The organism is Amycolatopsis regifaucium, assembly GCF_001613935.1.
GTDB lineage: Bacteria > Actinomycetota > Actinomycetes > Mycobacteriales > Pseudonocardiaceae > Amycolatopsis > Amycolatopsis regifaucium.
On the sequence record NZ_LQCI01000051.1, the window covers coordinates 217,564 to 231,765 of the forward strand.

The following is a 14,202-nucleotide window of genomic DNA, read 5'->3' on the forward strand; positions in this document are numbered from 1 at the left end:
TTCGTCCATTCGCCGCCGAATTCGTGGAACGAAGCCTAGCGTTCGCCCGAGCATCGCGGTCATGCAAGAAACCAAAACCAGCCCGGTCCCGCTCGCCATCCTGCTCGCGGCCGAGGCGATGAACGTGCTGGACGCGACGATCACGCAGGTCGCCGGTCCGGCGATCCACGCCGACCTCGGCGGTCCCGCGTCGACCATCCAGTGGTTCGGCGCCGCGTACACCCTCCCGTTCGCGGTACTCCTGATCGCCGGCGGCAGGCTCGGTGACCTCTTCGGCCGCCGCCGGATCTTCCTGTCCGGTGTCGCCGCGTTCGCCTTCGCGTCGCTTTGCTGCGCGCTCGCACCGGACACCGCCGTGCTGATCGCCGCGCGGGCGGTGCAGGGCGCGGCGGCGGCCCTGGTGATCCCGCAGACCATCGGGCTGATCAAAACGCTGTACACCGGCCCGGCGCTGGCCGCGGCACTCGGCTGGAACGGGCCGGTGGTCGGCCTTTCGGCGGTGAGCGGGCCGCTGCTCGGCGCCGCGTTGACGGAGCTGTCGACCTGGCGAGCGGCGTTCCTGGTGAACGTGCCGATCTCGATCGCGGTGCTCGCGGCGGGCAGGCTGCTGCCGGAAGACCGCGTCGCGCACGGGGTCCGCTTGGACCTGCAGGGCACGGCCCTCGCCTCGCTCGGTACCGGGCTGATGGTGTATCCGCTGATCGACCGGTGGAACTGGGCGCTGTTCACCGGCGGCGTCGCCGTGCTGGTGGTGTTCGGGTTCCATCAGCGGGCGCGGCGGCATCCGCTCGTCGAGCCGAGCCTGTTCGGCCACCGCGGCTTCCCGGCGGCGCTGGTGACCTCGACGTTGTTCTTCGCGGTGATGAACGGGCTGATGCTCGTGGTCGTCCTGCATCAGCAACTCGACGAAGGCCGGAGTGTGCTGGCGTCCGGCCTGACCCTGCTGCCGTGGTCGGGCGGGCTGGCGGTGTCGTCGTGGGCGGCGGGCCGATGGCTCGTCCCCCGTCACGGGTCACGCGTGGCGTTCGCGGGCCTGGCGTTGTTGCTCGCCGGGATCCTGCTGGGGATGACGGGTCCGTTGCCGCTCGCACTCGGGGTCGGCGGCCTCGGACTGGGACTGTTCACGGTGCCGTTCTTCACGACGGCACTGTCGAGGGTCCGTCCACATGAGACCGGTTCGGCGGCGGGACTGCTGAACGCGGTGCAGCAACTGGGCGCGACGCTCGGCGTCGCCGTCCTCGGCACCGTCTTCCTGCAGGGACACTCACTGACGCGGCCGTTCTGGCTGGCGGCGGCGCTGGTGCTCGCGACCATGGCGACCACCGCGCTGATGTACCGAACTTCTGCCGCGTAGACGCTGCCGGTGGTCGTGAGTGGCGATTCGAGTTCTAGCCAAGGGTGTTTCAGGTACCTACGGCGGGTGAGCCCGGTAGCCGCCTGACCGTGAAGGACTCCTTCAGAGACTGAATTTGGTCACCCACTGGTGTGGGGCGCGGCGGTGCCAGCGGAACCACCCTCGGGCAGGGCAGGCGTAAGTGCACAACTGCAGGTCCTNNCGCAGGTGACGAGTAGGTACCTAAGAGAGGGTTCGCTCTAACCCGAATCGCCACTCACGACCAAGCCGACCCACCACGGCACGTTTGGCTTATCCCTCAATAGCCGTCAGCGGCCTTGAACCACGCGCCGATCCCGGCGAGCGCGCCCGGACCGTAGTCGCCCCGGACGTCTTCGGCCAGGTCCGCGATGGAGACCGCGCGCAACGCCGCCCGCCACTGCGTCTCGGCGTTGGCCATCGCGCGGCTGATGGCGCACGGCGCCGTACACGCTTCGGGCGGCGTGGCCATCGGTCCGCGTTGCCGGATTTCGGTGCAGATGAAGGCCGGTCCGGGTCCGTCGATCGCCTCGACGACGTCGAGCACCGTGATTTCCGAAGGCGGTCGAGTGAGGACGTAGCCACCGGACTTCCCCTGTACCGAGCGGATCAGGTCGGCCCGGGAAAGCGCTTGAAGCTGCTTCGCTAGGTAGCTCGGGGAGACGTCGTGTAGCTGCGCCAGACGCGCGGCAGGCGCGGGTTCGTCGACCGAGGTCAGCACGACACAGCAGTGCAGCGCCCACTCGACCCCGCCGGACATCTTCACCCGGATGACTCTAACCCGCCTCTTGACTCGGACACAATGTGTCTGAGTATTATCTCGGACATGAGGTGTCCGAGTTAGCGGACACCTGTCGACGAAGGGCATTGGGTCATGAAATTCGCGATCATCGGCGGCACCGGATTGATCGGCTCACAGGTCGTGCGGAACCTGAACGAAGCAGGGCACGAGGCGGTCCCGCATTCGCCGTCCACCGGGGTCGACCTGCTCACGGGCCAGGGACTGGACGCCGCGCTCGACGGCGCCGACGTGGTCGTCAACCTCACGAACTCCCCGACCTTCGACGAGTCCTCCCCCGCGTTCTTCCGGACGTCGATGGAAAACCTCGTCGCCGCGGCGAAGAAGGCGGGCACCGGGCATTTCGTGATCCTGTCGATCGTCGGCGTCGACCAGGTTCCCGAACTCGACTACTACCAGGCCAAGACGCTGCAAGAGGACATCCTCAAGGGCGGTGGGGTCCCCTATTCGATCGTCCGCGCCACCCAGTTCATGGAATTCGTCGACGCCGTCCTGTCCTGGACCGCCGACGAAAACACGGTCCGCCTGCCCAGCACGCCGATCCAGCCGATCGCCGCGGCGGACGTCGCCGCCGCCGTTTCCGAGGTCGCGGCCGGAAAGCCGCTGAACGGGACCCTCGACGTGGGCGGCCCGGACGTCTACCCGCTGGCCGACCTGGGCCGGATCACCTTGTCCACCAAGGGAGACCCGCGTTCGGTGACCACCGACGAGACCGCGGGCATGTTCTCCGCCGTCAAGGGCGACGTCCTCACCACCAAGGACGGCGCCCGCCTCGCCACGACCCGCTACCTCGACTGGCTCAAGTAAGCATTCAGTCCTCTGAATGCGGTAGTCGCGTGCGCAAGGACCGCATCCAGAGGACTGAACGCCACCCGCGGGCGTGGGGCTCAGCTCGACAGCAGCGCCGGAGCGGCGAGACGGCTGGCGTTCGCGGCTTCGTCGTCCGGCTGAGCCTGCGCGGAACGCTCCGCCTCGACCCGGGCGAGGTAGTTGGTGACCTCGCGCTCCTGACGGTGCGAGTCCCAGCCCAGCAGCGGCGCCATCAGCGCGGCCACCACCGGCGCCGCCGCCACACCGCGATCCCGCTCCTCGATCGAGATACGCGTGCGGCGCGTGAGGACGTCCTCCAGGTGCAGCGCACCCTCGTGCGAGACCGCGTAAACGACCTCCGCCTTGAGGTACTCGGCCGTTCCCGGGATCGGCTCGCCCAGTTCGGGACGCTCCGACATCGACTTCAGGATGTCCTCCACCGCGGTGCCGTAGCGCTGGAGCAAGTGCTCGATCCGGCTCAGCGGCAGTCCCGCGCGCTGGGCGAGCGAGTGCCGCGCGCCCCACAGCTCGTGATAGCCCGTCGCGCCCACGATCGGCAGCCGTTCGGTCCACGACGACGGCGCCGGGCGGCCGAGATCCTCCACCGCGACGTCGACCGCGTCGGCGGCCATCACCCGGTACGTCGTGTACTTGCCGCCCGCCACGATCACCAGGCCGGGCACTGGATGCGCGACGGCGTGCTCCCGCGACAGCTTCGTGGTCGAGGTCGCCTTCGCGGCCAGCAGCGGCCGAAGCCCGGCGTAGACGCCTTCGATGTCGTCGGCGGTGAGCGGCGTGCGCAGGACGGCGTTGACGTGATCGAGCACGTAGTCGACGTCGGCCTGGCTGGCCGCCGGATGCTCGCGGTCGAGGTCCCATTCGGTGTCGGTGGTGCCGACGATCCAGTGCCGTCCCCACGGGATGACGAACAGGACGCTCTTCTCGGTGCGCAGGATCAACCCGGTGTCGAGGTCGATCTTCTCGCGCGGCACCACCAGGTGGATGCCCTTCGACGCGCGTACGGTGAACGGCGCCGGGATGCCGGCCGCCTCGGCCATGTCGTCGCTCCACACGCCGGTGGCCGCGACGACCGTCTTCGCCCGGACTTCGATCTCCGCGCCGCTTTCGCGGTCGACGACCTTCGCCCCGACGACGCGCTCACCCTCCCGGATCAGGGAGGTCACTCGCGCCCGGGTGAGCACCGAAGCGCCTTGCTCGGCCGCCGTCCGCGCGATCATCATCGTGTGGCGGGCGTCGTCGACCTGCGCGTCGTAGTACTGGATCGCGCCGATCAGGGCGTCTTCGGCCAGTCCGGGCGCCACCTTCGCCGCGCCGCGTTTGGACAGATGCCGGTGGCGCGGCAGCGCGCGAGCCCCGCCGAGGGTGTCGTAGAGCGTGACACCCGCGCCGATGTAGCCGCGTTCCCAGACGCGGTGCTTGAGCGGCACCAGAAACTTCACCGGCCGGACCAGATGCGGCGCCAGCGTCTGCAGCAGCAGGCTCCGTTCCTTCAGTGCCTCCCGGACCAGCTTGAAGTCCAGGTTCTCCAGGTAGCGCAGCCCGCCGTGGATCAGCTTGCTGGACCGGCTGGACGTCCCGGCGGCGAAGTCGCGAGCCTCGACGAGAGCGACGGAGAGCCCGCGCGACGCCGCGTCGAGCGCGACGCCGGCGCCGGTCACTCCCCCGCCGACGACCAGGACTTCGACTTCTTCGCGGGCGAGCTTGCGCAACGTCTCCGCGCGATAGACCGGGGAAAGCGGTACGGGTGTCACAGTGTTTCTCCTCGTTTTCATCGGGCTCACTCGACCTCGACCCAGTCGAGCGTGCGGCCGACGGCCTTCTGCCAGCCCGCGTAGCCCTCGGCGCGCTGCTCGTCCGTCCACGACGGAGTCCAGCGCTTGTCCTCGTTCCAGTTCTGCTCCAGCTCGTCGGTGGACTTCCAGAACCCGACGGCCAGACCGGCCGCGTAGGCGGCCCCGAGCGCGGTGGTCTCGGCGACGACCGGCTTCGAGACCGGGACGCCGAGGATGTCGGCCTGCAACTGCATGCAGAGTTCGTTCGCGGTCACGCCACCGTCCACCCGCAACACGTCGAGCGTGACCCCGGAGTCGTTCTGCATGGCCTCGACGACGTCGCGGGTCTGGTAGCAGATCGCTTCCAGCGTCGCCCGCGCCAGATGCGCGTTGGTGGTCGCCCTGGTGAGCCCGACGATCGCGCCGCGCGCGTCCGAACGCCAGTAGGGCGCGAAAAGCCCGGAGAACGCGGGGACGAAGTAGACACCGCCGTTGTCCTCGACCTGACGGGCGAGGCTCTCACTCTGCGACGCGCCGCTGATGATGCCCAGCTGGTCCCGCAGCCACTGTACGGCCGAACCCGTGACGGCGATCGAGCCTTCCAGCGCGTACACCGGCTTCTCGTCGCCGAACTGGTAGGCCAGCGTCGTCAGCAGGCCGTGCTTCGAGCGCACGACCTCGTGCCCGGTGTTGAGCAGCAGGAAATTGCCGGTGCCGTAAGTGTTCTTCGCCTCGCCGGGCCGGAAGCACACCTGGCCGACGGTCGCCGCCTGCTGGTCGCCGAGGACACCGGTGATGGCGACCTCGCCGCCGAGCGGGCCGTCCGCGCGGGTCGTGCCGAAGCGGCCGTTGTTCGACGACGGTGCGATCGACGGCAGCATCTGCTTCGGGACATCGAAGAACGACAGTAGTTCGTCGTCCCAGTCCAGGGTTTCGAGGTCCATCAGCATCGTGCGTGACGCGTTGGTCGGGTCGGTCACGTGCACGCCGCCGTCAGGCCCGCCGGTGAGGTTCCAGATCAGCCAGGAGTCGGTGGTGCCGAAGAGCGCGTCGCCCTTCTCCGCGTCTTCCCGGACGCCGTCGACGTTTTCCAGGATCCACTGCAGCTTGCCGCCGGAGAAGTAGGTCGCTGGCGGCAGACCGGCCTTGCGGCGGATGACCTCGCCCTTGCCGGACCGTTCCAGCGCCGAGGCGATCCGGTCGGTGCGGGTGTCCTGCCACACGATGGCGTTGCAGTACGGGCGGCCGGTCCGGCGGTTCCACACGACGGTGGTCTCGCGCTGGTTGGTGATGCCGAGCGCGGCGAGGTCGGCCGTGGTCAGGTTCGCCTTGTTGAGCGCGGTGGCGATGACCGAACGGGTCCGCTCCCAGATCTCGGTCGGATCGTGTTCGACCCAGCCCGGCTTCGGCAGGATCTGCTCGTGTTCGAGCTGGTGGCGGGCGATCTCGTTGCCGCCGTGGTCGAAGATCATGAACCGCGTGCTGGTGGTGCCCTGGTCGACGGCGCCGATGTGGTCAGGCATGGTTTCTCTCCTTAGGAAACGCGCTCGATGTCCTTGGCGGGCAAGACTTCCGGTGCCGGGTCGGCGGGCAGGTAGCGCTCGATGAAGAACTTGTAGATCGCGCCGCCGATGACGGCGCCGATGACCGGGGCCACGATCGGGATCCACCAGTACGGGAAGCCGTATTGATCGGTGAACGCGGTGTCGTAACCGGTGAGCCAGGACATCAACCGCGGGCCGAAGTCACGGGCGGGGTTGATCGCGTAGCCGGCGTTGGTACCCCAGGCCATGCCGATCGCGACCACCAGGAAGCCGACGACGACCGGGGCGAGATTCGCGGCGGGCGCGGTGTTGCGGAGGTCGGTGATGGCGAAGATCACCAGCGCGAGGATCGCGGTTCCGATGATCTGGTCGCGGAAAGCGCCCCAGTCCCCCACCGGAAGGGTTCCGTTACCCGGAAGGGTCGAGAAGACACCCTGGGTCTTGATTGTCAGGCCGGGGTCCGCGGCGTTGAGCACCTCGGTGTAGTTCCACCGCACCAGCAGCGCGGCGACGAACGCTCCGGCGGTCTGCGCCAACGCGTATGGCGCGACCTTGCGCCACGAGAAGCCCTTGAACACCGCGAGCGCCACGGTGATGGCCGGGTTCAGATGCGCGCCGCTGATCCGCGAAGCGACGTAGATACCGAGCGTGACACCGATGCCCCACGCCCACGCGATGCTGTCGTGGTCCCCGATGCCCGCGGCGACGACTTGAGCCACCACCCCACAGCCGAACAGGATGAGGATCATCGTCCCGACGAACTCCGCCGCCAGTTCGCCCGCGAGTCCGCGAGCCTTGAGGTTTCGCACCATTGCTTCCTCCACAAAGGACACCGTTGCCCTGATGAGGCCGAAGTTAAGTTCGGGGGAACCCGGGGTCAACGGACACCGGTCGGCATTGTCGAACACCCGAAGACGATGTTCGACATTGTCGAATCAGCGCCGGTCGGGCTACGGTGTGGCCGTGCCCGGTCCGATCCAGTCCATCGAGCGCGCCGCCGCGATCCTGCGGTTGCTGGCGCGCGGTTCCGGCCGTCTCGGGGTCGGCGAGATCGCCGATTCCCTCGAACTCGCCAAGGGAACGGCACACGGGATCCTGCGCACCCTGCAAGGGGTCGGCTTTGTCGAACAGGACCGCGACACCGGGAAATACCAACTGGGTGCGGCGCTGCTGCACCTGGGCACGAGCTACCTCGATGTCAACGAACTCCGGTCGCGGGCGATCAACTGGGCCGACGCGCTGGCCGCGCGCAGCGGCGAGGCCGTCCGGATCGGCGCGCCGCTGGAGGGTCGGGTCCTGGTGGTGCACCACGTGTTCCGGCCCGATGACAGCCTGCAGACCCTCGACGTCGGCACGCTTCTTCCGTTGCACGCGACCGCGCTCGGCAAAGTCCTGCTGGCCTACGACACGGGTCTCGTGGCATCGTTGCGCAGCGGCGAACCGGAGGCCTACACCCGCCGGACCCTGGTCACCCAGACCGCGATCAAACGCGCCTGCGGCAAGGTACGCGAAGCGGGCTGGGCGAGCGAGAACGGCGAAATGATCACCGGCGAGGCCGGGATCGCGGCACCGATCCGCGGGCACGGCGGCATCGTGGTCGGCGCGATCGGGGTGTCCGGCGCGGCGGACCGGATCTGCGAGGCCGACGGCAGCCCGATGCCACGGCTGCTCGGTCACGTCCGCGACGCGGCGCGGGCGGTCTCACGCGATCTCGGCGCGTCCCGATGGTGATGGAGGTGCTCGCGTGGTCCAGCGCTATGTGATGTCGATCGACCAGGGCACCACCTCGACGCGGTGCATCCTGTTCGACGCGCGCGGCAGGCTGGTGTCGGTCGCGCAGCGCGAGCACCAGCAGCATTTCCCCCGGCCGGGCTGGGTGGAACACGACGCGACGGAGATCTGGCGCAATGTCGGGCGGATCGTGCCGCAAGCGCTGGCCGACGCCGGCGCCGAAGCGGGGCAGGTGGCCGGTCTCGGCATCGCGAACCAGCGGGAGACCACCGTGCTGTGGGACCGGCACACCGGCAACCCGGTCGGCCGCGCGATCGTCTGGCAGGACACCCGCACCGACGCGATGCTCGAACAACTCGCCCGCGAGCCGGGCGCCGACCGCGTCCGGCACCTGTGCGGGCTGCCGCTCGCGACGTACTTCTCCGCTCCCCGCGTCCGGTGGATGCTGGACCGGACGCCCGGCCTGCGGGAACGCGCCGAACGCGGCGACGTCCTGTTCGGCACGGTCGAGAGCTGGCTGATCTGGAACCTGACCGGCGGGCCCGACGGCGGCGTCCACGTCACCGACGTCACCAACGCCTCCCGCACCATGCTGATGAACCTGCGGACGCTGTCGTGGGACGACGAACTGCTGGAGTTCTTCGACGTCCCCCGCGCGATGCTGCCGGAGATCCGGCCGTCGACCGAGGTGTACGGGACGACGTCGCGGGTGGTGCCCGGGATCCGCATCGCGGCGGCGCTCGGTGACCAGCAAGCGGCGTTGTTCGGTCAGACGTGTTTCGCGCCAGGCGAGGCGAAGTGCACCTACGGCACGGGTAGTTTCCTGCTGCTCAACACCGGTCCGGCGCCGGTGCTGTCGGACCACGGCATGTTGACGACCGTCGGCTTCAAGATCGGCGACGAACCCGCCGTGTACGCGCTGGAGGGCTCGATCGCGGTCACCGGTTCGCTGGTGCAGTGGTTCCGGGACGGACTGGAACTGATCGGCAGCGCGCCCGAGATCGAGACGCTGGCCCGCACGGTCGAGGACAACGGCGGCTGCTACATCGTGCCCGCGTTCTCCGGTCTCTTCGCGCCGCACTGGCACAGCGAGGCACGCGGTGTGATCGCCGGACTGACGTCGTACATCACCAAGGGACACCTGGCCAGGGCCGTACTGGAGGCGACAGGCTGGCAGACGCGCGAGGTCGTCGACGCGATGAACGCCGACTCCGGCCTCGCGCTGTCCACGCTCAAAGTGGACGGTGGGATGACCGCGGACAACCTGCTGATGCAGTTCGTCGCCGACGTCCTCGACGTTCCGGTGGTCCGCCCGATGGTCGCCGAGACGGTGTCGCTCGGCGCGGCATACGCGGCCGGGTTGTCGGTCGGCTACTGGCCCGATCTGGAGGGCCTGCGCCGGAACTGGCACCGCGCCGGGCAGTGGCTGCCGTCGATGAACCCCACCCGCCGCGACAGCGAATACGCGCACTGGCGGCAGGCCGTGGAACTGACCTTCGGCTGGATGCGGCCGGGGCCGGCGGCCGCACCTCCCGGCTCCGACCTGGTCGAGGTCGTCCTGGCCGACCACCGCCGGATCGAGCAGCTGTTCCGGGACCTCCGCAACGACGAGGCCGACCGCCCGGCGCTGGTCGCGGAGCTGTCGGCGTTGCTGGTCGCCCACGTCACCGCGACAGACCGGATCGTCCGTCCCGATGCGACGGAGAGCGGTCTCGCCGCCGAACTGCTGGCCGTACTGGAAGCCACCGACTCCGAGAAAGCCTTGGTGGCGCTGGAGAATTCGGTCGCCACGCATATCCGCTCCGAGGAACGCGGACTGCTGAACGAACTCCGGCGCACGATGTCCACTTCGGACCGGACCGGCCTCGGGCGGGCTTTCGTCGCGGAACGGCAACGGCAGTTGGACCTCGACTGCGGTTCGGCCGCGCACGTCCGCGAACAAGGAGCGCGGCTGCGGCGGTAGCCGTTGACGTCCTCGGGCGGCGTGCTAGCCTGTCGCCCATGCAGCGCTTCGCTCGACTCGTACTCAAGCGCGCCGGCTGAAACCAGGTCGCCGGCGCGCAGTCCGGCGACCCCTCGATACGGGGCATCTTCCCGGGACCTGGCCCTTTTGGCCTTTTCGTTCCCGTTCCAGGAGATCCACGATGTCGCTCACCACGTTCCAGGTTCCCGCCCCTCGCTCCGCGCTGATGGTCCGCCGCCGGATCGCCACCTACTTCGTCGGCGGCGTCGAACAGATTCCGAACCTGGTCGCCGCGCTCGGCTGCCTCGTCCACGACCTGTCGGTCGACGTGCGCGACGGTGTCCGGGAAAGCACGATGACCTGCGCCGTCTTGATCGCGGAGGACCAGGTCGACGCGTTGCTGGAGGGGCTGCGCGGTCTGCCTTCGGTGGTCTCCTCAGAACTGCTCTGACCTTCCCCCGATGCCTGGCGTTTGGCTGCTGAGGCTCGTGGTGGCCGTCCGGGCCGGTGAGAGGAACTTTGAGGGACTCTAAGTCCCTCAACGAGTCCTTCACGGCACGGCCGCTACCCGGCTCAGCCGCCACCAGAAAGTCCGTGAAGGCCTCCTATGACCGAAGTCACTTGCACGGTTCCATGCAGCCTCACTTGAAACCATCCGCAACCCTTGACTTAGTTAGGAAGCCTTCCTAACTTCAGATCATGTCCGAGACTCCCCGAAACCGCAGGTCTCAAGCCTACCGTCGACTCAGTCTCGCCGAGAAACACGACAACTTCGTCAACCAGTACTCGCGGCGGACCCTGTTCCGGGTGGGCGCGGTGGGCGGCGCGGCCCTCGCCGCCGGCGGTGTCCTGCTGCCCGGCGCCGCCGCGGCCTCCCCCGGCCCGACCGTCCTGCTGAAGGCCGACAGAACCGCGGGTTCGGCGCTGCGGCCGTTCGGCAGGCACATCGCCTACGGGGCGGACCCGTCCCAGCAGGTCGTCGTCTCCTGGCAGGTCCCCGCGGCGGTGACCGCGCCGTTCGTCCGGATCGGCACGGTTCCCGGCGACTTCAGCCCGCCCATCGCGGCCGAGGTCCGGGCCCTGACCAGCCAGCTGTCCTGGCAGCATCCGGTCGAGGAAGTGCCGCCGAACAGCCCCAAAACGATCACCCAGTTCTACCTCCACGCCCGGATCGACCGCCTGCTGCCCAACACCACGTACTACTACGTCGTCGGCCACGAGGGGTACGACCCCGCCGCCAGGCTCGGCGAGATGGCGAGTTTCCGCACCGCGCCCGCGCCGGGCGGCGACGGCACGTTCACCTTCACCGCGTTCGGCGACCAGGGCGTCGGCTACAACGCCGTCGCGACCAGCAGCCTGATCGCGGGCCTCGACCCGGCCTTCCACCTTGCCATGGGCGATCTGAGCTACGCGCTCGAGGGCGAGGGCGGACATCCGGAGGAGGACCAGTACGACGCCCGATTGTGGGACTCCTTCTTCGTCCAGAACGAATCCGTCACGGCGGGGATCCCGTGGATGATGGCGCTCGGCAACCACGAGATGGAGGGCTGGTACTCGGCCGACGGCTACGGCGGTGTGCGGGCCCGGTTCACCATGCCGGACAACGCGTGGACGGGGTCGACGTGCATCTACTCGTGGCGCTACCAGAACGTCGGGATGATCAGCCTCGACGGTAACGACGTCTGCTACAACAGTCCGTCCAATCTGGACTACACCAAGGGAAAACAGCTCAAGTGGCTCGGGAAGACGCTCGCCGCCTTCCGCGCCGATCCGACGATCGACTTCATCGTCGTCTACTGCCACCAGTGCACGTATTCCACCTGCCATTCCAACGGCGCCGAACTCGGCGCGCAGACGGACTGGGCGCCGCTGTTCGACAGGTACCAGGTGGACCTGGTGCTCAACGGGCACAACCACATCTACGAGCGCACCGACCCGATCCGTGCCGGCAAGGCCGTCAAGAAGGTGCCCTCGCGCGGGACCACCAACCCGGTCAAGGACGGCACCACCTACATCACCGCGGGCGGTGGCGGCGGCAGCGTCTCGGAATTCCCCGCGCCCGACACCTACCTGGGACATGAGACGAGCAACGACTCCCCGGTGCCGATGAAGTATTCGGAACGGGACGGGCACAGTCTGACGAAGAAGGTCACCTGGTCCCGCGTCCGCTTCCGCGGCTACAGCCTGGTCGCGGTCGACGTCATCGCGGGCACGGGCACCACACCGCCCAAAATGGACGTCCGGGCGATCAGCGCGGACGGCACCCTGGTCGACCAGATCATCGTGCAACGCGCCTGATCGAGGCGGCGGCTACCGCGGCCGCCGTCTCCCGGGTTCTTCCGCGGGGAAACCGGCCGCGTTCTCGACCGTCGTTCTGAAAGCGCTTACAAGAAGTTCGGCAAGGCAGGCCCGCGGAGCCCCGGAAGCGGGCCCTGTCTGCGTTCTGAGCGCGGTCAGCTGTTCGTCGGCCAGGGGCGCGACCCGGTCCAGGAACTGCCCGAGGAACCGCAGGGCAGCGACGGGCGGCACCCCGGCCCCGACCAGGTCGGCGACAGCGCGTCGCACGGAGGGGCGCACGACGGCGGGGCGCCCGGCGTCGTCCCGGCCGAGCACGCCGTGCCGCTCCAGGCAACGGGCGAGCGAAGGCTGGTCGCGGACGACGCCGTCCACCGCGGCGCCCAGCCGGTCGGTGCCGCCGTCCGCTGTGGCCGTTCCTAGCATCGCGGCGATGGAGACCAAGTTGAAGCCCTGTTTCTGCAGCGTCGTGATGCGTAGCAGCCGCCGCAGATGAACAGGTCCGTAATAGGCGGACCTGCCGTGCCGGGCCGGGGGCGGCACCAGCCCTCTCGTCTGATGCGCCCGGATATTGCGCGCGGACATGCCGACGATCGCGGAAAGTTCTTCGATCGTGTATCCGGCCGGTCTCGGCAAAAGGGGCTCCACGCCCCCAGCTTAACCAATGGTCAGATGAGTAGCCCACGAAGCCGGTGCAATGACGACAGCACCGTCAACCGGCTGAATTGCCGAGTGACGATAAGTCCATCGGTTCGCCACGCTGGACGCAAGGCCCACAACGAGGCTTGCATCTTTCGTGCCAAGGAATGCCGGTTTTGAGGCGTTCTACACCATCCGACTACTCCAGTCAGGCGATCTTGATGGGCCAGGGAGTTTCCTGCCGTTTAAATGCAGCTGAGACATCAGATGTCTTACTCTGTCGACGCCCGCGGAGCGCCGCTGAACCCGATGGTTGGTCGTCAAAGTTTCAACCTTTTCCCAGGAGGTTTCATGTTCTGGAAACGGATCGCGGTCGCGGCCGTGGCCGCGACCGGTTTGGCCACGGGGCTGCTGGTGTCGCATCAGGACACCACCACTGCCGCGATCGAACCCGCGGCCGCGAAGGTGCCCGCGTTCGACCACATCGTTCTCGTGATGTTCGAGAACAAGGACTACAAGGAGATCAACGGCAGTTCCAAGGCACCGTACTTCAACAAGCTCGCCGCACAGGGCGCCAAGTTCACCAAGGCGTACGGGACGACGCACCCGAGCCAGCCGAACTACATCGCCCAGTTCGCGGGCTCGACGCACGGTGTCGACAGCAACAAATGCCAGGATCTGGGGAACAAGGAGAACATCGCGTCCCAGCTGGCGGGTATCGGCAAGACGTTCACCGGATACGCGGAAAGCATGCCCTCCGACGGCTACACCGGCTGCACGAAGGGCAAATACGCGCGCAAGCACAACAGCTGGGTCAGCTTCGGCAACGTCCCCGCGTCGGCGAACAAACGGTTCTCGTCGTTCCCGAGCGACTTCACGAAGCTTCCCCATGTGGCTTTCGTGACCCCGGACCTGTGCAGCGACATGCACGACTGCGCGGTCGACACCGGCGACAAATGGCTGAAGAACAACCTCGACGCCTATGCCCAGTGGGCGAAGACGCACAACAGTCTGCTGATCGTCAATTTCGACGAGGACAGCGGGACGTCGGTGAACCAGATCTTCACCACTTTCGTCGGCGCCCACGTGAAGCCGGGCAGTTACAGCGAATCCATCAACCACTACTCGATCCTCCGCACGATGGAGGCGGCGTTCGGCCTGCCGGGCATCGCCAACGCGGCGAACAAGTCGCCGATCACGAGCGTGTGGCAGTAATCGGGTGAACCCCGCGGGCGTGTCCACTGTGGACGCGCCCG

Annotated in this window: 12 protein-coding genes; 7 read left to right on the top strand and 5 right to left on the bottom strand. The window is 68.1% G+C overall.

Annotated features, from left to right (window positions below):
• Window positions 1–61: 61 nt before the first annotated feature.
• On the top strand, window positions 62–1,354 hold the full coding sequence (locus AVL48_RS34950; protein ID WP_061987580.1) for an MFS transporter: 1,293 nt from the start codon (window positions 62–64) through the stop codon (window positions 1,352–1,354).
• A gap of 298 nt (window positions 1,355–1,652) precedes the next feature.
• On the opposite strand, the gene AVL48_RS34955 is transcribed toward AVL48_RS34950, so the two are convergent.
• Window positions 1,653–2,132, bottom strand: a complete 480-nt coding sequence (locus AVL48_RS34955) for an RrF2 family transcriptional regulator (protein ID WP_061985493.1) — start codon at window positions 2,130–2,132, stop codon at window positions 1,653–1,655.
• A 114-nt stretch (window positions 2,133–2,246) separates the two neighbouring features.
• On the opposite strand from AVL48_RS34955, the gene AVL48_RS34960 reads away from it, so the two are divergent.
• Window positions 2,247–2,978, top strand: coding sequence for an SDR family oxidoreductase (locus tag AVL48_RS34960; RefSeq protein WP_061985244.1), 732 nt, complete (start codon window positions 2,247–2,249; stop codon window positions 2,976–2,978).
• A gap of 80 nt (window positions 2,979–3,058) precedes the next feature.
• Here AVL48_RS34960 and glpD read toward each other — a convergent pair whose 3' ends face one another.
• From glpD to AVL48_RS34975, 3 genes are read right to left on the bottom strand one after another with little or no spacing between them, the layout of a single operon-like run.
• Complete coding sequence (gene glpD, locus AVL48_RS34965; protein WP_061985495.1) at window positions 3,059–4,774, bottom strand: glycerol-3-phosphate dehydrogenase; 1,716 nt, start codon at window positions 4,772–4,774, stop codon at window positions 3,059–3,061.
• A 5-nt stretch (window positions 4,775–4,779) separates the two neighbouring features.
• Window positions 4,780–6,297, bottom strand: coding sequence for a glycerol kinase GlpK (gene glpK, locus AVL48_RS34970; RefSeq protein WP_061985246.1), 1,518 nt, complete (start codon window positions 6,295–6,297; stop codon window positions 4,780–4,782).
• A gap of 11 nt (window positions 6,298–6,308) precedes the next feature.
• A complete protein-coding gene (locus tag AVL48_RS34975) occupies window positions 6,309–7,130 on the bottom strand; it encodes an MIP/aquaporin family protein (RefSeq protein ID WP_061985248.1) in 822 nt (273 codons plus the stop codon).
• Window positions 7,131–7,281: 151 nt separating this feature from the next.
• Here AVL48_RS34975 and AVL48_RS34980 point away from each other — a divergent pair, with 151 nt between their 5' ends.
• From AVL48_RS34980 to AVL48_RS34995, 4 genes are all read left to right on the top strand, one after another.
• Entirely contained in the window at window positions 7,282–8,049 is a 768-nt protein-coding gene (locus tag AVL48_RS34980; RefSeq protein WP_061985497.1) for an IclR family transcriptional regulator, read from the top strand.
• Between the two features lie 13 nt (window positions 8,050–8,062).
• Window positions 8,063–10,012: a glycerol kinase GlpK gene (glpK, locus tag AVL48_RS34985; RefSeq protein WP_061985250.1), complete on the top strand. Its 1,950-nt coding sequence runs from the start codon at window positions 8,063–8,065 to the stop codon at window positions 10,010–10,012.
• 181 nt (window positions 10,013–10,193) lie between these two features.
• Window positions 10,194–10,463, top strand: a complete 270-nt coding sequence (locus tag AVL48_RS34990) for a hypothetical protein (RefSeq protein ID WP_061985252.1) — start codon at window positions 10,194–10,196, stop codon at window positions 10,461–10,463.
• 248 nt (window positions 10,464–10,711) lie between these two features.
• A complete protein-coding gene (locus AVL48_RS34995) occupies window positions 10,712–12,310 on the top strand; it encodes a purple acid phosphatase family protein (protein WP_061985254.1) in 1,599 nt (532 codons plus the stop codon).
• A gap of 12 nt (window positions 12,311–12,322) precedes the next feature.
• Here the strand turns inward: AVL48_RS34995 and AVL48_RS35000 are convergent, their stop codons facing one another.
• A complete protein-coding gene (locus tag AVL48_RS35000) occupies window positions 12,323–12,955 on the bottom strand; it encodes a MerR family transcriptional regulator (protein ID WP_061985256.1) in 633 nt (210 codons plus the stop codon).
• Between the two features lie 342 nt (window positions 12,956–13,297).
• Here AVL48_RS35000 and AVL48_RS35005 point away from each other — a divergent pair, with 342 nt between their 5' ends.
• Window positions 13,298–14,161, top strand: coding sequence for an alkaline phosphatase family protein (locus AVL48_RS35005; RefSeq protein ID WP_061985258.1), 864 nt, complete (start codon window positions 13,298–13,300; stop codon window positions 14,159–14,161).
• Window positions 14,162–14,202: the final 41 nt, after the last annotated feature.